The following is an 18,186-nucleotide window of genomic DNA, read 5'->3' as shown; positions in this document are numbered from 1 at the left end:
GGGAAAGAGAAGCACAGTGTTTGTGTAAAAAGTTAATGTTCTGAAAATTGGGGATAGGATAGTAACTTGCAGTTTAATTAAGCAACTGGACGCATGCTGGATATTTTACGAAGCCTTTTAATTAGCCTTTTAACGGTTACAGTTTTACTGCCGGTGGTTCGGTACGCACTCAGGCGAATATCGCCGGGCCGCCGCGCTGCTGCCATGCCTGCCGATGAGTACAAGTATATACAAAAGCAGGAGCGAAAGCTGATGTTCTTTTACTACTTCTTTTCTTGTGTGCTAGCCGTTTTCTGTGCAGGAGGGCTCTCGCTTGCTTCCAGTATTGTAAACATGCCCTCAGGCGATTCTTTGTATCTGCTCACACCTAACTTCCAGGCTATGTTTGCACCTGGTCTGCTGCTAGGCCTGATACTTGCTTTTGTGCCGCTGCGCCTGGTGCAGAAAACACTCCTTGGCCAAGAGTACGATATGTATCAAACCTATTTGCAGCAACAAGAAGGGCAGAACTCCTTTAAAACATATGTGCTGCTGCTGGCATTGTTGCTTGGTATTGCAGGTGTGGTTACGTTTTTTTCGCTGCGCTGGAACCTAGCCATAGCCTCCGACAAACTGGTGCTAACCAACCTGCTCCACGAGGAGCGCACTTACAACATGACCGATATAGTTTCTATCAGGCACCTTGGCAAAGAAGGCGAGTACCTGATTGTGCTCAACGACCAGACCAACATTAACACCGCCTACCTGAAGCCTGTAAACCTTGACATAATTGCCCTGCTCTCGCAAAAGTCGGGGCGCACCGTTTTACGCTAATGCTGCAGCCAAGGGACAAAAGCCTATGCCTGTCAGGCCATAAAAAGGCTCCGGAAGGACATTTTCATTAGCATAATTTACCTCAGGCTGCTTTTGCCAAAAAACATTTGTTCGCCGGCAGCGACCAGTTGGCTATCGCAAAAGCCACAGAACCCTTCAAAAAATTGGTTCACTCTTCTTATTTTACCTTGTTTTGCCTGCAGCTCCCCAATGAGGCAGAACCCATTACAAAAATTTTATTAGTTTTGCTTTTGAAGATTTTCCTCAAAAACTAAACATAAACCTATATGCAAGTTCGTGTAGAGAAAGATACCATGGGCCCGATCGAGGTGCCTGCAGACAAATACTGGGGCGCCCAAACGCAGCGGTCAAAAGAGAATTTCACCATTGGCGGTCAGCTGATGCCCAAAGAAGTGATAGAGGCATTTGCCATCCTGAAAAAGTCGGCAGCTTTTGCTAACGCAGAGCTGGGCGTGCTGGCACAGGACAAAGCCGAAATAATCGGAAAAGTTTGTGATGAAATTCTGGCAGGCCAATTAGCCGATGAGTTTCCGCTGGTGGTGTGGCAGACCGGCTCTGGCACACAGTCGAACATGAACGTGAATGAGGTGGTAGCTAACCGTGCGCACGTGTTGCTGGGCGGCGACCTGATGGATGAGAAAAAGAAAATCCATCCGAACGACGACGTAAACAAATCACAGTCTTCTAACGATACCTTCCCGACAGCCATGCACATTGCCGCTTACAAAAAAGTGGTAGAGCACACGCTGCCTATGGTGCAAAAGCTGCGCGACACACTGCAAAGCAAAGCAGATGCTTACATGAGCGTGGTAAAAATTGGTCGTACGCACCTGATGGATGCTACCCCGCTCACGCTGGGTCAGGAGCTGTCGGGCTACGCCGCCCAGCTGGATTATGGCATGAAGGCGCTGCGCAACACGCTGGAGCACCTAAGTACGCTGGCCCTTGGCGGATCTGCTGTAGGTACCGGCCTGAACACTCCGAAAGGATACGATGTGCTGGTAGCTAAAAAAATATCGGAGTTTGCGGGCCACGACTTTATAACGGCTCCAAACAAATTTGAATCGCTGGCTGCACACGATGCCATTGTAGAAACCTCTGGTGCCCTGAAGCAGCTGGCGGTAAGCCTGATGAAGATTGCCAACGACATCCGTTTACTTGCTTCTGGCCCACGTTGCGGTATCGGCGAAATTACGATTCCTGAAAATGAGCCGGGCTCTTCTATTATGCCAGGCAAGGTAAACCCAACGCAGGCTGAGGCCATGACGATGGTGTGCGCCCAGGTAATCGGCAACGATGTGGCTATATCGGTAGGTGGCATGAACGGCCATTTTGAGCTGAACGTGTTCAAGCCGGTTATGATTTTTAACCTGCTCATGAGTGCCCAGCTCATCGGCGACGCCTGCGACTCCTTCGACAAGCATTGCGCAGTGGGTATAGAGCCAAACACAGAGCGTATTAAGCAGAACCTGGAGAACTCGCTGATGCTGGTAACCGCTCTGAACCCGCATATCGGCTACGACAATGCAGCCAAAATTGCAAAGAAAGCACATAAAGAAGGTACTACGCTTCGCCAGGCAGCCATAGAGCTCGGCCTGCTCACCAGCGAACAGTACGACGAGTGGGTGAAGCCGGAGGAAATGATCGGCAGCTTAAAGTAGATGTAAGATATTAAATTTTAGATATTTTATTTTCATAAGAAAAAGCAGCTCCTCTGACAAGGGCTGCTTTTTCCTTTTCAATCAGTTCAGTTATGATCATCAGAAAAGCTACAGCAGCCGACACAGCCGGAGTTTGGGAAATTTTCAGAGAAGTAATACAAGCGGGCGATACTTATGTATTTGATCCTGCTACACCCCAAGAAGACCTGCAGAAACATTGGTTTGCTCCTTATATGTACACCTATGTGGCGGAGGAGGGAGGGCACATTATTGGAACCTATATTCTGAAGCCAAACCAGATTGACCTAGGCGCTCATATAGCCAACGGATCTTATATGGTGCATGCAGGTTTTCGGGGAAGAGGTGTGGGAGAAGCTTTGTGCCTGCACTCGCTGCAGGAAGCCCGCCAGCTTGGCTTCAGAGCAATGCAGTTTAATATTGTGGTTAGCACCAACACCCAGGCGGTGAAGCTCTGGCAAAAGATGGGCTTCTCAATTATAGGCACCGTGCCAGAAGCTTTTCAGCACCAGGAGCTAGGGCTGGTAGATGCCCATATCATGTACCGGAAGTTGTGATCAACTGCTGCACCTTCCGGTCCTAATGCTTTGCCAATGAACTAATTAATCCTGAACAAATCCTTTCCTCCTGCATTTAACCTGTGCAAAAATTGCTATATTAGTACCTTTTGTAGAATGTAAACTTTAACCAAAAAAGCAGAAGCCCATGGAGGAGCTGTTAGTAGACAAAGCCTATCGACTCGAAAAGTTTCCGGGCAAAGGGGGCTGGACCTATGTGGCCATTCCGGAAATTTCTAAAAACAAGCACGCCTGGTTCGGGATGGTAAAGGTGAGCGGCAGCATTGATGACTTTGAGCTAAGAGATGTGAACCTGTGGTCGCTGAGCAGTGGCAGCATGTTTTTCCCGGTTAAGGCAGAGATAAGAAAGAAGATAGGGAAGCAGGAGGGCGACTGGGTACAGGTGCGGCTGTTTGCTGAAAACTCGATGAACAAAGTACGCGAAGAACTACTGCTCTGCCTCCAGGACGAGCCTACTGCCTACCAGGCCTTTCTTGCCCTCTCCGATGTGGAGCAGCAAACCTGTGTAGACTGGATTTATGCCGCAAAATCAGATGACATGAAAGTAGCGCGCATTGTGCAGACGATAGACAGGCTGCTGTACTCAAAAAGCTGTGTGCTTGCAGATACAAAGCATTAGCATTTACCTACCTGATATCAAGAGACACTTTCCTATCTTCCTCCAGACACTCGCAGGAGCTGCGCACGCTGCGAGGTCACGGCTGCTTTTGTCTAGTAGCAGATTATTCTAATCAAAAAGCACTTCCTAAGCATTTTTAATAGTTTTGATACAAGGCCTTTTAGACAAAATTATGAATATCCTAACTCAGGTTGTGAGGTAGCTGTCCATTCCAATTTATTGCGGCAGGTAACAACGAAGCGAACACCATTGCTAGGTGCACCTATTGAGCCGGCACTGTTGGAGGTAGGGGCCCTCGATAAAGAGCGGTCAGCGAGTGGGGGTAGGGGCCCTCGATTTGGCGGGTCTTGATTTTTTTAGTTCTTTTTGTATCAAGACAAAAAGAACAAAGACTCCAGCTATGCAATAGCTTCAGTTTGAAGCAGCAAGGAAAGCAGCTATGCGAACTTAGACTCCCAAACCAGTAGCCGTTGGTAATGACTCTTGCCCACAAGATCCCTTCTGAATGACAAAAGGGAATCAAGTTAGAAGGAGAGAAAGTAGAAGAAAAACTAAAGTTGAAGATAGATTAAGTAGAATGATAATAGAGAAGTAAACCTTATTTGCTTCCGCACAACCTAAATTGTTGTATCTCTCCTCCTCTCCATCACTTATTTAAAATTCCTCATTCCTACAGAACCCGCCACTCTGTCACAGCAAACTAATTAGGAGCGTTATTTGTTTATACAAACAACACGTATAAATCACCATTACCAGATAACTTAACCTATGAAAGTAGCCAAAGATCCATCAGAATATAACAAGCTTACACCAGAAGAAGCCTATATCATTGTAAACAAAGGCACCGAATACCCCGGAACAGGCGAATATGAGCACAATAAGGCCGATGGCGTATACCTGTGCAAACGCTGCAACAATCCACTCTACACCTCAGAGCAAAAGTTTGAGTCGCATTGCGGTTGGCCTAGCTTCGACGATGAAATATCAGGCGCTGTAAAGCGCGTGCCGGATGCCGATGGTCGTCGCATAGAAATTGTTTGTGCCAATTGCGAAGGTCACCTGGGCCATGTGTTCGAAGGCGAGTATTTAACTCCTAAAAACCTTCGCCATTGCGTAAACTCCCTCTCTATGACATTTGTGCCGGTAGAGGAGCTGGAAAGCAAATAACTACGAGCATTTACACTTTGCACATGTTCAAACACAGGGGTAGGGTAGAAGCAGACAAGGCGGGGCAGGAGCAGGGCATTTACTCTTGCTCCCGCTGTAGCACCAGCTTATTCAATGGCGGCACAAAATTTAGTGTTGGCTCTGGTTTTCCCAGCTTTTGGGCGCATTTAGGAGAAAGTGTGCAGCAACAGCTATTGAGTACCTATGGCAGAAACCGCATTCAGCTTCTGTGCAGGCACTGCGGACAACACCTGGGCCACCTGTTCGCCGACAACCGTACACCTACTCAGGTACGCTACTGCATAAACGCAGCTGCGCTGGCACCTAAAAATTTGTAAATTACCTTTAAACACGATGCCTCCTGCACGTAATCAGGTGCATAAGTACCTCATACAGCAGGTTCGTATCTTTTATTTTGACACAACACATGGAAATAGCAACATTTGGAAATGGCTGCTTCTGGTGCACAGAAGCTGTTTTTCAGCAGTTAGAAGGCGTAGAGAAAGTAGAATCGGGGTACGCAGGCGGGCACGTAGAAAACCCAACTTACAAGCAGGTTTGCACTGCCACTACCGGCCACGCCGAAGTACTGCAGATAACCTACGACCCACAAAAAATTAGCTTTGAGGAACTGCTGGAAGTTTTCTGGGAAACCCATGACCCCACCACCCTCAACCGCCAGGGCAATGATGTGGGGCCACAGTACCGCTCCGTTATTTTTTATCACAATGAGGAGCAAAGGCAGCTGGCTGAAAAATACAAGCAGGAACTGGAGGCATCAGGTGCCTTTAACGATCCAATTGTTACAGCCATAGAGCCACTTTCTAACTATTACCCGGCCGAAGATTACCACCAGAACTACTTTCTGCAAAACGGATTTCAGCCTTACTGCAGCTTTGTGGTGCGGCCCAAGGTAGAGAAGTTCCGGAAGGTGTTCGGGCACAAGCTAAAACCAGCCTACAGCAACAAAGAGTAAAACCCTTCTCAGAGGCTCACAGCGGGTGCAGCTCGTGCGGGCCTCTGAGTTGGCTACTACAGCTGCAACCATAACCTTGCCAGCACCCTCACCTTCACAAATCTAAGCTGCTCCACCACCTTGGAAACCTACTTCAAAAAGCGCTACAACAGTTTTAAATTTGCCTTTAACGGGCTTAACTCCGCCTTACGTTCGGAGCCGCACATGCGCCTGCATATACTATCGGCGGCAGGTGTAGTGCTAGCGGGCTATTTCTTTGGTGTTACGGCTACCGAATGGTGCCTGCTGGTTGGCTGCATCGGAGTAGTGTTTATGGCTGAAATTTTTAATACCGCCATCGAAACGGTGGTAAATCTCGTCTCTCCTGACTTCCACCCGCTAGCAGGCAAAGCCAAAGATCTGGCGGCAGGCGCTGTACTGGCTGTTGCCATCATGTCGGCAGTTATTGGGCTTATTATTTTTCTGCCGTATGTATTTTCTCTCATAAGCAACTTATTTTAACCAGGCATAGCTACCATGACAGCAGATTATTTATACAGTGCTAGAAAGCAGTTTGAGTACTATAAATTGCTTGGTGAAAAAACATTTGACCAACTCACTGATGAGCAATTATTCTGGCAGTTTAATGAAGAGAGTAACAGTATAGGAATAATAGTAAAGCATCTGTGGGGAAATATGCTGTCGCGGTGGACTGATTTTTTAGCTACAGATGGAGAGAAAGAATGGCGCAATAGAGAAGCAGAATTTGAAAATGATATTAAAGACAGAACAGCATTAGTACTTAAATGGAACGAAGGCTGGACCTGTTTATTTAAAGTGCTAGACTCTTTAAACGAAAGCAACTTTAATTCAACAATTTACATCCGCAATCAAGGCCATACGGTTATGGAAGCTATAAACAGGCAGCTTGCTCATTATCCGTACTATGTTGGGCAGATTGTGTTTATTAGTAAAATGGCGCGAAACGAGCAGTGGAGCTCCTTATCAATCCCTCGTGGAGGGTCTAGAAAATTTAATCAAGAAAAGTTTTCGAAGCCAAAAAGGACAGAATATTTTACTGACGATTACTTCAATAAAGAATAGCAGATGCTGGTAAAACTTCACCTTGCTCACCTCCTGTATTAGACCGGTTAGCAGGTGTTTTTCTGATGTTTAGGAGGAGGTTTGTGTTATACTTCTTACATTTGCCCTCAATATTGACGCTTCCCGGAAATTATGCTAATGAAAATGGCCTTCCGGAGGACGAATACAAGTTTTTGGCCTTAGGCTTTATAAACCTCAGCTGCCTGTTTATATTCGCTAGCGGAGGCAGATGCAGGTAAAACAGAAAAAGCAACAGAAGATAAACGTAATTTAATATGACTGGAAACGACGTACTGAAAAACCTGTCGGAATACAACATCTGGGCAAACAAAACCATGCTCGATGTATTTAGCAGCCTGCCAGAAGTACCAGCAAACGCTGCCCGCCTGTTCAGCCACGCGCTTAACGCACAGGCTATCTGGATTGCCCGCATCACCGGCACCGAAAGCCCTGTAAAAGTATGGCAGGAGCACAACCTCGACGAACTGAAAAAACTGCATGAGTCCGCCTCTTACAAAATTGCCGAGCTGGTAGCCAACGCCGATGAAGCCGAGTTTAACCGCCTCATCGACTATACCAACAGCCTTGGCCAGAAATACAGCACCCGTGTGCTTGATATTTTAACGCATGCCTTTAACCATGCCACCTATCACCGTGCCCAAACAGCTACGGATCTTCGCAAAAACGGCCATACTCCACCTAACACAGATTATGTAACCTATGTGCGTGAATTAATGGGCCAGGTTTTCTAGACTGATAATATCTAGTATAATTTATACATCATAAAAAAAGAGGAGCTTACTATAATGGTAAGCTCCTCTTTTTTGTATGGCAGCAGGTTACAAGCCTATGCAGCCTGTGCTTAATGCGAAAGCTCTACTGTGCCCAGGTCTTTGATTTGATTTTGAGTAACTGTTATGTTTTCCAGGGTTTTGTCGTGCTCGTGGTTTTGGGTGTAGAAGTTAACTCTGTAGGTACCGGCGGGTACTCCTTTAATCAGAAAGTCGCCGGTGCTGGTGGCAAAGCCTCCAATGGTGTCGTTTGCAGGTGAAATAATATAAATACCTGGCTGGTATTCAGCTGGTGTAACTTTTCCTTTTATGCCGCCTGCTATGGCTTGTGTAAGAGTGCGCACCACTGGCTTTAGGTTGTACTGCCCATTGCCTCTGGCCACTACCGATTTAGCAGCATCAAAATCAAGTAGTACCATATAAGTTACATCTTCTACCAGGTCAGCATCTATTTTCAGCTTAATGCCAGATGATTGCCCGCTTGGCGTTTTTAAAGGCATTTTACGGCCATCTTTCAATATCAGGGAATTATCATCGCCTAAAAGCAAGCGTATCTGTGAAATTCTGCCGGCCGGAAGGTTGGCGCTTGCGAGAAGGGTGTCGCGTCCATTGGCAAAGTCGAGCAAGTTATAAATGCCGGGGTGTACCTCATCCAACGTTATCCAGCCGGAGCCATCGTCGGCAGATTCTTTGTGTATCTGCACCGACCGGATGTCAACATTTACCTGGGCATAATCTCCCGGAGAGTCTGTCATGCGTACTTCCATTCTGGCTGTGCCTGTTCCATCTTTTTCGTTGTTGCAGGAGCTAAACCAAACAAGACTGCATAGCAGGAAGGGGAAAAAGAATTTTGTTTTCATAAAATTGCATTATTTAATTCAAATACCTCTATATAGGGCAATTAATATACGATTAAACGAAAATAAGTTGTACAAAATTATTTCAGCGTTAAAAGCAAAACCCCATAAAGGCTTTGCTTTTATGGGGTTTCTAGGTAAATACCTGCTGTTCAGGTTCTCTTAAGCAAGTAAATAATAACAAGGCTGGGGCGCAAATTATTCTAATGAAAATGGCCTTCCAGAGGCTTTTATAGAATTTATAAAGCCAGGTACCTTGCTGTTTAACCCGCTACTAAATAATAATTCATGTGGTCTTTTTCCGAAGGATCGAGCCTACGCTGCTCTAAGGCTTACTCCTTTTTAGCAGTGTCGGCTGGAGCGGTTGTTTTCGGCTTAAAAAGACTGTTGATTTTGTTTGAAATCTGATCTTTCGCTTTCTGCTCTGCCTCAAGCCGCTTCTTCTCCAACTCTTCGCGTGCCTTTTGCTCTGCCTCCAGTTTTTTGCGGTTTAGCTCGTTGGTAAGGCTGTCCTGTGCCTGTTGCTTGCGCTGCTCTACCTGTGCTTTAGCATCGTCGAGCTTGTTCTGCACGAGGTTCTGCACCGCTTCTTTCGCCTGGCCTTTGGCACTACCGCCTGCCAAGGATACGCGTGGATCTGTGAGCGTACCGCCTATGTTTAGGTTCAGGGTAACACGCTCTGCTGTTTTTACATCGCTGCCGATAAGGCTGCTAAGGCGTGTGTTTAGTTCCTGGCCCACTCTACCGGTTGGCAGATTCAGGGCTGTAACATAGTCTATTTTGCCATTCACGTTATTAGAGCCACCCACTGTCATGTCTACATTGCCCACTTTCAGGTCGAAGGGTTTCACCACCAGGCTGCCGTCTACGATTTGGGCATCTATTCTTTTATTCTCCACTACAAAGTTCTTCAGTTCCTCGAAGTTGGTTAGGCTGCTGATTTTGTCTACGATCTTCACATCGCGTACAGCTGCTTTTATTACTTCTATTACACCAGCTCCATCAAGGGTACTCAAAACCGGCATCATGTCTTGCCCCAACTCACCGGCAAAGTTAAACTTGGTGGAGAAGGTACCTTCCAACAAACCGGCTATTGGCGCAACGGCTTTGATTGTGTTAAAGGCATTGAAGGCTTCTTTGAATTTCAGGTTTTTAATATCAAGGTTAAAGTCGAAGAGCGGCTTCTGCAGATTTTGTGTGTTGTAGCTACCGCTGGTCACAAAGCTGCCGCCCAGGGTGTTAAAGCTTACCTGCTGCAGGCGCGCCACTTTGTCTTTTACCAGCACTTTGCCGCTCATATTGCTCAGATTCAGGTTATCGTACACCACCTGCTTGGCATCTATATTCAGCGTAATATCGAGGTTAGCTGGTACTTCTACTACACCTGCCTCGCTCTCCGGCACCGGCTGACCAGTGTTTTCATCTACCATCCACTCATTTACATTAAACTTGTTGCTGGCCAGGTTAAACGTACCACGCAGCGACTGATCGTCGGCCAAGGCATAGCCCAGGTAGTTCGAAATGGAACCGCTGGCCTGAATATCGCTCTTGCCCAGGTAGCCACTCATGTTCTGCAGGTCTATACGCTCGTTGTTGAAAACGGCATTGGCATTGTTTATTTTGATTCCCTGAGGCATGTCTTTGCTCACAAACTCCAGGTTGTTGATAGCCATGCTGCCATTGGCCGTTACGTTGTTGTATTTCTCAGCCTCTATGTCGCTCATTTTTCCTTTAGCGGCTACATTGGCATTAATACGCCCTGACACAGTCATATCTTCCAGCGGAAAGATTTTGGTGAGTTTGGTGAGATCGAGTATACCTTTTATGTTGGCATCGAAGGCTGGTTTATCGATTCCCTGCACCAGCACCCGCCCTTCCAGAGGCTCTCCATCAAGGCTCATGTTAAAGTTCTGGATGTTGATGCGGGTATCATCGGTGTTGCCGGTGGTGTTCAGAATATTGGCAACTACATTCAGGTTCTGGATCGGCGCCGGGAAATCCTTTGATTTCACGAACCCGTTTGTCAGGCGCATATCGGCATTTACAACAGGCATTTTCGTTTTGCTGTAGGTGCCTTTAGCGTTAGCATCTACTTTCAGCAGGCCACGCAGGGTCATACCATCTATCGGGAAAACTTTCGTTATCTCGTCCAGGTCGATGCTAGCTTTTACGTTACCGTCTACGAGCATCGTCTCCAGCCCCTGTACCGATACTTTGGCATCTACAGGGTTTTTGCCCAGATCGAGGTGGAACTGGCGCACCATAATATTGGTGTTGTCTACATTACCATCTTTGTTGTCGATGCTCATGTCTACGTTAATGTTGCGGGCAGCCTGTGGCAGGTCTGGGTATTTAAAATAGCCTTCCGCAATTTTAAGGTCGGTACCAAAGCCTGGCATCAGCGAGTCGTTCAGGCGGCCTTTCAGGTACCCGTCGAAGCTGAGCTTTCCTTCGGTTTTGATGTTCTTGAAATCCTCGGTGTACATACCCGGCACCACCGACAGCACATTTCTAAAATCAGTTTCGGTGGCTTTAAAAGTCAGGTCCAGGTCAATATCTTCGGCTGGCATTAAGATAGAGCCGGCAAACTGAAACGGAAATTCGTTAACACGGATGTTGTTATTTTTAAATGTATAAAGCGCTTTTTCCAGGTCCATTGCCAGCGTTACATCAGCATCGAGTTTGGCATTCTGGATATAGTTTACACCATCGTAGGTCATGGTAAAGCGTTCGGCCGTGGTTTTAGAATCCATGTCGAACACACTCTGCTCAAAGTCGCCGCTGCCGGAGTGGTTTATGCCGTACATAGCCAGGCCAAACGGAATGCTCAGGTCGTCGTAATATAGGGTTCCGTTGTTGATGTTCCAGCCTTTGATCGCCATTTTGAAATCGCTGGTGGCAGTATCGGCAGGGGCGGCTGTGGTATCGGAAATAAAGATATCCCAGTTGGCTTTTCCGCTCTCCAGCACTACCAGCCTTATTTTAGGTTCTTGCAGCACTACCTTATTTACTTTCAGTTCATCGCCACTGATCACGCTCATTAGGTTAAGGCCTAACCTGAAGGACGGGATAATAGCCAGGGTATCTGTCTGGAAAGAATCTTGCCCTACAACCGTCAAATTATCTATACCAAGCGATACATCCGGAAAATCGCGGAACAGCGACAGGCTAATGTCGTCGGTTTCGTAAATAACGGTAGCATGTACGTTTTGAGCAATTTGTTTGTCTACGGCTTGTTTAATTTTATCTTTGAACAGAATGGGGACTAGTATGGCTGCTGCCACCAGCACTATAAAGAAGATAGCGAAGCCAATAACAATTTTTTTCATATTAGGTATGTGATCAGGTGTTTGCTAATTTAGTCTAAATTTGTTAAATGCTGCCCAAGTTTAAGCCAGGTACAGTACCAGCACCTTTAGCTAAGGCTCAAAAGTATCTAAAATTGATGTAAAAGTGCTTACAGTTCTGCTAGTTAAAGGCCAAAGTCATGCCAATATGTGTTTTAACATTAGATTATACCCAAACCTTGTTAAACCCAAGTACTCTTTTCGACAATAAACCGCTCCTTCAGTGAGTTTTAGCATAAGTATGTACCGAAAAAAAGTATTTTTGTGCTGTCTGGTATTTGTATGGAGCTTAGCAGCTAAAGCTCAAGAAGTTGCATTTAGCCAACCTTATGCCAGCAGGCAGTACTTAAATCCGGCTTTTACCGGCCTGGGCCACGCCTGGAGCGCTTCGGTGGTGCACCGCAGGCAGTGGCCAGCGCTCAATGGTTCTTTCATAACCAACCAGGCCTCCGCCGACTATAGACTACCGGGAACAAAAAGCGGTATTGGCATGTTCCTGCAGCAAGATAGGGCAGGAGTAGGCGGATTACAAAAATTACAAGTCTCAGCCTCTTATGGTTATCATACAGCCTTAACAGGAAAATGGGCATTTTCGGCTGGCCTGCAAGCCAGTATCGCATCTCTTCGCCTTAACTACGACAACCTGGTTTTTGGCGACCAGCTTTCAGACAATGGAATGGTAGCTGTAACATCGGCAGAAGTGAGTAATTTTGAACCCGGTAACTACCTGAGCTTTGCAACTGGAGGTATGCTTTACACCAATCAATTCTGGCTTGGTATTACAGCAGCAAACTTGAATCGGCCCTCTTATGGCTTTGGCCAGAAAACAACACTGCCACTGCGGTTTGCAGCTACAGCAGGTTATAAATTTTTTGCCCGTTCTTACCAGCAACAAGGCAGACTTTTTGAACTAAGCTTTATACCAACAGCCGCGTTTGTCAGAGACCAGAATTTTAGCAGAGCAGACCTCGGGATATATACTATTTATACCCCGCTAACGTTGGGTTTAATATACCAAGGAGTGCCAGTGATAGCTGGTACAAACCAGGATCAGACACTGGCTATGCTTGTAGGGCTGCAACTGGAGCAGTTTAACATAGGGCTTAGCCACTCCATTGGCCTAAAAGGGTTTAGCACCCAGGTAGGAGGAGCCACAGAAGTTACGTTGCGTTTTACTCAATTAGACTTTGGTAAAATGCTGAAAAGTAGTAATAAAAATAAATTAAATCAGAACAATCCTTGGCCAGCGTTCTGAATTTAATTATAATTGCGTGTTAAATTACCTTACAAGAACCTAATATTAATAGGGTGCTATTTTATGAATATTAATAAGTATTTATCTGTGTTGGTTATGGGAGCACTTGTGCTTGCTTCCTGCTCAAGAGACCGCCGACCTACTGCTAATGATCCGGGTTGGGAAAGTACTGCAACCGGTACCGTGTACGGAGAAGAAGGCGAAGAGGGAGAAGAAGGCGGATTCAACGTAGCTGATTACTATGAGCCACCACAAGGCCCTGGTCTTGTTTTCATTGAAGGTGGCCGCACCACACTTGGTTCTATGGAAGAAGATGTGGCCATGACCCGCGACAACGTGGAGCGTACTGTAACAGTAGCTTCTTTTTACATGGACGAAGCCGAGGTAGCGAACATTCACTGGCTGGAGTACCTGCACTACTTAAAAAGAGACTCACTTCCTGAAGTTTATGAAGCAGCTTTACCAGACACAACTGTTTGGTCTCGTCAGCTTTCCTTTAACGACCCTTACGTAACGTATTACCTGCGTTACCCTGGCTTCCGGTTCTTCCCGGTAGTAGGTGTAAGCTGGTTACAGGCCACTAATTATTGCGCGTGGCGAACTGCTAAGGTAAACGAGAACCTGGCAAAAGAGCATAACGAAATAAATGGCGGCGGTGGTCGCCGCAGAGGTTTGTTCGGCAGAAGAAGTGCTGAAGAGCCTACTGAAGAAGCAGGTGCTCTTTCTATCGAGTCCGGCTTTGTGCTACCAAACTACCGTCTCCCAACAGAGGCTGAGTGGGAATATGCTGCACAGGCCATGATCGGAACGCAATATACAGAAGACGAAAACCAGAACAACAGACGCCTCTACCCTTGGGATGGTCACCAACTGCGTAACCCACACGGTAAGCAAATGGGTCAGTTTATGGCTAACTTTAAGCGTGGCCGCGGTGACTATGCCGGTATTGCCGGATCGCTGAACGATGGCGCCATGATTACCGATTACATCTACAACTACCCTCCAAACGATTTCGGTCTTTACAACATGGCCGGCAACGTAAATGAGTGGGTGCAAGATGTGTATCGTCCATTGTCTTTCGAAGATGTAGAAGATCTTAATCCATTCCGTAGAGATGGCTACCAAGACCCTTCTGAGAATTATGACACGAACCAAGGTTACCATTCTCTTATCAATGATGAGGTCCGCGTTTACAAAGGTGGGTCCTGGAAAGATGTAGCTTACTGGTTATCACCTGGCACCAGAAGATTCATGAAGCAAGATTCCTCTACCGCAACCATCGGTTTCCGTTGTGCTATGATCAGCACTGGATCTAACAAGTAATAAAAAATCAGAATGCATAGCAGAAAAAGCCCGGCGCAATCCGGGCTTTTTCTATTTTAAATCGTTTATTGAACTATGGAAGAGGCAGTACAACACAAAGAAATTATTTTCAGGTTTCATAGCGAGATCTTTGACCAGGAAATAGAGGAAGTGCTTTGGGCTATAGAAGTAGATCATGCCGAAGACTTATATAAGATAGATAGCCTTCCGTTTTATGTGCCGCTAATTGCTACAAATGATATTGTAAGAGCAGTGTACCATGCAGATGAGAAGCACCTGGTGTATAAAGAAACAGTTTCTCCCTCGGGCAACTCCACTCTGCACGTGGTGGTTACAGACGATAATACTCCAATAGAGGATATCCGAAATAAATTTGCTCCCTATGGCTGCGTTACAGAAAAACTGAATGAGCATTACTTTGCCATGGAAATTCCGGCCACAGCCGATTACAGTCCGATAAAAGACCTGCTCGATGAACTGGAAGAGCAGGAAATAATAGAATATGCTGAGCCAAGCCTGTCGGAAATGCACCGCGACCAAACCTCTTTTTAAGCTTAACAGAAGCTGAAGCGCATAACTAATTCTGCTAATGATTTTGCCCTTCCAGAGAGATTTTAAGCTAGTTAATGCTTAGGGGATCCTTCTTAAATTTTAAGTTGAAATCAAACTTCCTTGTTTAAGCCGCGGCAATAGTCGCCACGCTCACCTCTTCGCATCCTGCGGCAAGCAAGGCAAGGGCACAAGCTTCTAAGGTAGCACCAGTCGTCATGACATCGTCTACAAGTAAAATGCGCTTGCCTTGCACCAATGCTGGTTCTCGTACCATAAATATATTTTCTACGTTCTGCCATCGCTCCAGCCGGCCTTTTTTGGTCTGAGTTGCCGTATGAACCGTCCGCTCCAGCACTTGTTGGCTCCACGGCAGTTGCATGGCTCGTGCCAGGCCTTGGGCAAAACTATCGGATTGGTTATAGCCGCGCTTACAAAGTTTGCTGTGGTGCAAAGGCACCGGCAGCACCAGATCGAGCTGCTCGCGGTATTGGTGGTCGGAGAGGAGGGAGCCATACCGATAGCCCAAGTGGTCGCCTAACTCCTGCGCACCGCGGTACTTGAGCTCATGCAGCAGGCGCTGTACCCGCCCCTTTGCCATAAAATGCAGGTAAGCAAAAGCAAACCTAACCGGCACTTTACCCCAAAACCGTTTCAACAAGGCATTTTCGGCTGTACCACCGTACAAATGATAAGCAGTATAAGGCAATCGTACGTTACAGTCGGTGCAGATAAATTTTTCGCCCCGCGTTAGCACGCCTTTGCAAGCATGGCAAATTCTAGGAAACAGCAAAGACAGCAGGTCGTGCCACATATGGTATAGCAAGAAAAGTAAAAGAGTTCGCGGGTCTAGTTGAGGCTCCTTGCGGCGCTAGAGAGCCCGCAACTGCCCTATTAACAAAATTTAAAGAGCTTGACCAGGTTAAGTTTTGAAGCAGTTTTACCAGAAAGCCTCATTAAACCCTTCAGCCTCCAAAAACGAAACTTAAACAAGCCCTATTCTTATTAACTTTGTGAAATAAAATTTGTTACCTACAAAACTTAAACAAAAAACAGATATGAGCTTAGTTCAGGAATTTAACGACTACAGGGAGCGCATGAATGAGCGTATTATGTCTTATGATAATAAAGTAATAAAACGCTTTTTTAACCTCGACACCAATACTTACATGGAAGGCGCTCTAGATGTAAAGACAAAAGAGATGCTGGGCCTGGTAGCGTCTATGGTGCTTCGGTGCGACGACTGCATAAAATACCACGTGGGCAAATGCCATGAGCAGGGCCTGACCGATGAAGAGATAATGGAAGTTTTCTCGATTGCCAATTTAGTAGGAGGCTCCATTGTGATTCCTCACTTTAGAAGAGCTGTAGAATACTGGGAGGAATTAAAAGCAAGCAAATAATTGTTGCCCGTTTAGCAAAAGCACCAATTACAGAAAACAAGACTTACACCAATAGTTATTATAAAGTACATGCTGGAAGAATCTTCTAACCTGGACCACCGATGGATTAACCTGCGCGCTATGCTCATGAAGCAATTTGGCAAGAAACCAGACCTGAATGCCATCCTGTTTCTCATCGGAATTCAGGAGCTGGGCCAGGGCATCAGCGATTTTACTAAAGAGCAGAAGCAGGACCTGATGCACATTGCCACCTGCAAAGTGTTTAGCCTCTCGGGTTACTACGAACTTACGGGCGTAGACGACGATGGCTGGCCTCACTACCGCTCCCTGAAACCAATTCCCTTCACCAACCTGAAGGAGCAGGAGCGGATGCTGAAGTGGCACATTCTGGAGTACTTTGACCAGTACGACGAGTTATAATCTGCCAATCCATTGATAGGCTACTGTTTTTTTATTGAAGAGAAATTTTGATTAAATTATTGAGTGGATGCTATACTGCTTACTTAAAAGCATTGCCCTCATTCCCCTTTATCAAAAATCTTTAAAAAAGCCTACGGAAGGACAAAATCATTAGCAGAATTTAATCAAAGACTTTTGCCTACTGTTTAAGTCTGGCGTGTAACCGCGACTTTCTTTTCATCGCGCTAAACACCTATATTTTATTTAACCAAAAAAGAATTACTATCTAAAATTCCAGCACCAAATATTAATTAATGAGGATAATTACATATAACGTAAACGGCATTAGAGCCGCTATTACAAAAGGGTTTCAGGAGTGGTTGCATGCTGCAAACCCCGATGTACTTTGCCTACAGGAAATAAAGGCGGACGACAGCAAGTTTGATCGAGCCATTTTTGAAAGCATGGGTTACCACGTGTACCTGCACCCGGCTGTAAAAAAAGGTTATAGCGGCGTGGCTATTCTTTCCAAGCTTGAACCTAAGCATGTAGAGATTGGCTGCGGCATAGACTGCTACGATCAGGAAGGCCGCGTGATCAGGGCTGATTACGATAACTTTTCAGTAATGAGCGTATATATGCCTTCAGGGTCGAGCGGGGAGGAGCGGCAAGGATTTAAGTTTAAGTGGCTCGACGATTTTTACACCTATATAGCGCAACTAAAGCACTCACTACCGGGCCTGATCATTAGCGGTGATTACAACATCTGCCACCAGTCTATTGATATTCATAACCCAAAATCGAATGCCAACAGCTCTGGTTTTTTGCCCGAGGAGCGAAGCTGGATGACTAAGTTTATTGAAAGTGGGTTTGTAGATTCTTTCCGGTATTTTAACCAGGAGCCACACAATTATACCTGGTGGAGCTACAGGGCAGGGGCACGCAACAAAAACCTGGGCTGGCGTATTGATTATAATATGGTTACCGAAAACCTGCAGCACCGCCTCAAAAGGGCCGCTATTTTAAAAGATGCTATACATTCCGACCATTGCCCTGTTTTATTAGAAGTGGAGCATTGAAATTATACTAAAATTGCCTAATTTATAGTTTATAGGTTAACTAACCATTAAATGCTTAATAAGTTGCGCATCAGTAGCTTACCTGCTAATACCAGCCTCAGAAGCAGCATACGCACTATTTAAAAAGTAAAGGAGTAAACAAATGAACAAATATGATGCTCTAGATCAGTTAATGCATCAGCTCCAGGAGTATAAGAAGAAGTTTTACCTTAATATGCTTTTAAGAGGTAGCATCTTCGCTATTGGC

General features: G+C 45.9%; 19 protein-coding genes. 16 read left to right on the top strand and 3 right to left on the bottom strand.

The annotated features are described in order from the left end of the window. The first annotated feature begins 93 nt into the window (after nucleotides 1-93). The 10 genes from ACMA1I_RS13590 to ACMA1I_RS13545 all read left to right on the top strand — a co-directional run bounded on the left by ACMA1I_RS13590 (nucleotide 94) and on the right by ACMA1I_RS13545 (nucleotide 7,688). Nucleotides 94-813 (top strand): hypothetical protein, encoded by a 720-nt coding sequence (locus ACMA1I_RS13590; protein WP_337068920.1) that lies wholly within the window; start codon nucleotides 94-96, stop codon nucleotides 811-813. A 287-nt stretch (nucleotides 814-1,100) separates the two neighbouring features. After that, nucleotides 1,101-2,495 (top strand): class II fumarate hydratase, encoded by a 1,395-nt coding sequence (gene fumC, locus ACMA1I_RS13585; RefSeq protein ID WP_337068919.1) that lies wholly within the window; start codon nucleotides 1,101-1,103, stop codon nucleotides 2,493-2,495. A gap of 92 nt (nucleotides 2,496-2,587) precedes the next feature. Next, nucleotides 2,588-3,070, top strand: a complete 483-nt coding sequence (locus tag ACMA1I_RS13580; protein WP_337068918.1) for a GNAT family N-acetyltransferase — start codon at nucleotides 2,588-2,590, stop codon at nucleotides 3,068-3,070. Between the two features lie 148 nt (nucleotides 3,071-3,218). Beyond that, nucleotides 3,219-3,710, top strand: coding sequence for a YdeI/OmpD-associated family protein (locus ACMA1I_RS13575; RefSeq protein WP_337068917.1), 492 nt, complete (start codon nucleotides 3,219-3,221; stop codon nucleotides 3,708-3,710). A 768-nt stretch (nucleotides 3,711-4,478) separates the two neighbouring features. Beyond that, nucleotides 4,479-4,877 carry a methionine-R-sulfoxide reductase gene (locus ACMA1I_RS13570; protein ID WP_337068915.1) on the top strand — a complete coding sequence of 133 codons (399 nt, stop codon included), beginning with the start codon at nucleotides 4,479-4,481 and terminating at the stop codon, nucleotides 4,875-4,877. 23 nt (nucleotides 4,878-4,900) lie between these two features. Beyond that, nucleotides 4,901-5,215, top strand: a complete 315-nt coding sequence (locus ACMA1I_RS13565) for a peptide-methionine (R)-S-oxide reductase (RefSeq protein ID WP_337068914.1) — start codon at nucleotides 4,901-4,903, stop codon at nucleotides 5,213-5,215. A gap of 89 nt (nucleotides 5,216-5,304) precedes the next feature. Next, nucleotides 5,305-5,853 (top strand): peptide-methionine (S)-S-oxide reductase MsrA, encoded by a 549-nt coding sequence (gene msrA / locus ACMA1I_RS13560; RefSeq protein WP_337068913.1) that lies wholly within the window; start codon nucleotides 5,305-5,307, stop codon nucleotides 5,851-5,853. A gap of 120 nt (nucleotides 5,854-5,973) precedes the next feature. Then, nucleotides 5,974-6,354, top strand: a complete 381-nt coding sequence (locus ACMA1I_RS13555) for a diacylglycerol kinase family protein (protein WP_337068912.1) — start codon at nucleotides 5,974-5,976, stop codon at nucleotides 6,352-6,354. Nucleotides 6,355-6,369: 15 nt separating this feature from the next. Beyond that, nucleotides 6,370-6,936 (top strand): DUF1572 family protein, encoded by a 567-nt coding sequence (locus ACMA1I_RS13550; RefSeq protein ID WP_337068911.1) that lies wholly within the window; start codon nucleotides 6,370-6,372, stop codon nucleotides 6,934-6,936. Nucleotides 6,937-7,211: 275 nt separating this feature from the next. Continuing rightward, a complete protein-coding gene (locus ACMA1I_RS13545) occupies nucleotides 7,212-7,688 on the top strand; it encodes a DinB family protein (RefSeq protein WP_337068910.1) in 477 nt (158 codons plus the stop codon). A 110-nt stretch (nucleotides 7,689-7,798) separates the two neighbouring features. On the opposite strand, the gene ACMA1I_RS13540 is transcribed toward ACMA1I_RS13545, so the two are convergent. After that, nucleotides 7,799-8,587 carry a DUF4382 domain-containing protein gene (locus tag ACMA1I_RS13540; protein ID WP_337068909.1) on the bottom strand — a complete coding sequence of 263 codons (789 nt, stop codon included), beginning with the start codon at nucleotides 8,585-8,587 and terminating at the stop codon, nucleotides 7,799-7,801. Between the two features lie 329 nt (nucleotides 8,588-8,916). Beyond that, nucleotides 8,917-11,913: an AsmA-like C-terminal region-containing protein gene (locus tag ACMA1I_RS13535; protein WP_337068908.1), complete on the bottom strand. Its 2,997-nt coding sequence runs from the start codon at nucleotides 11,911-11,913 to the stop codon at nucleotides 8,917-8,919. 259 nt (nucleotides 11,914-12,172) lie between these two features. On the opposite strand from ACMA1I_RS13535, the gene ACMA1I_RS13530 reads away from it, so the two are divergent. From ACMA1I_RS13530 to ACMA1I_RS13520, 3 genes are all read left to right on the top strand, one after another. Beyond that, on the top strand, nucleotides 12,173-13,186 hold the full coding sequence (locus ACMA1I_RS13530) for a PorP/SprF family type IX secretion system membrane protein (protein ID WP_337068907.1): 1,014 nt from the start codon (nucleotides 12,173-12,175) through the stop codon (nucleotides 13,184-13,186). A gap of 63 nt (nucleotides 13,187-13,249) precedes the next feature. Continuing rightward, complete coding sequence (gldJ, locus tag ACMA1I_RS13525) at nucleotides 13,250-14,509, top strand: gliding motility lipoprotein GldJ (RefSeq protein ID WP_337068906.1); 1,260 nt, start codon at nucleotides 13,250-13,252, stop codon at nucleotides 14,507-14,509. A 75-nt stretch (nucleotides 14,510-14,584) separates the two neighbouring features. Continuing rightward, nucleotides 14,585-15,061: a DUF4265 domain-containing protein gene (locus ACMA1I_RS13520; RefSeq protein WP_337068905.1), complete on the top strand. Its 477-nt coding sequence runs from the start codon at nucleotides 14,585-14,587 to the stop codon at nucleotides 15,059-15,061. Nucleotides 15,062-15,185: 124 nt separating this feature from the next. Here the strand turns inward: ACMA1I_RS13520 and ACMA1I_RS13515 are convergent, their stop codons facing one another. Further along, nucleotides 15,186-15,872 (bottom strand): ComF family protein, encoded by a 687-nt coding sequence (locus tag ACMA1I_RS13515; protein WP_337068904.1) that lies wholly within the window; start codon nucleotides 15,870-15,872, stop codon nucleotides 15,186-15,188. 244 nt (nucleotides 15,873-16,116) lie between these two features. Between ACMA1I_RS13515 and ACMA1I_RS13510 the strand changes: the two genes are divergently transcribed. From ACMA1I_RS13510 to ACMA1I_RS13500, 3 genes are all read left to right on the top strand, one after another. Next, entirely contained in the window at nucleotides 16,117-16,461 is a 345-nt protein-coding gene (locus ACMA1I_RS13510; protein ID WP_337068903.1) for a carboxymuconolactone decarboxylase family protein, read from the top strand. Between the two features lie 69 nt (nucleotides 16,462-16,530). Next, nucleotides 16,531-16,881 carry a hypothetical protein gene (locus ACMA1I_RS13505; RefSeq protein ID WP_337068902.1) on the top strand — a complete coding sequence of 117 codons (351 nt, stop codon included), beginning with the start codon at nucleotides 16,531-16,533 and terminating at the stop codon, nucleotides 16,879-16,881. Between the two features lie 293 nt (nucleotides 16,882-17,174). After that, on the top strand, nucleotides 17,175-17,939 hold the full coding sequence (locus ACMA1I_RS13500) for an exodeoxyribonuclease III (protein WP_337068901.1): 765 nt from the start codon (nucleotides 17,175-17,177) through the stop codon (nucleotides 17,937-17,939). The last annotated feature ends 247 nt before the right edge of the window (nucleotides 17,940-18,186 follow it).

It is taken from the genome of Pontibacter sp. 13R65, from assembly GCF_047525655.1.
Lineage (GTDB): Bacteria > Bacteroidota > Bacteroidia > Cytophagales > Hymenobacteraceae > Pontibacter.
This window is presented reverse-complemented; position numbering and strand designations above follow the sequence as displayed.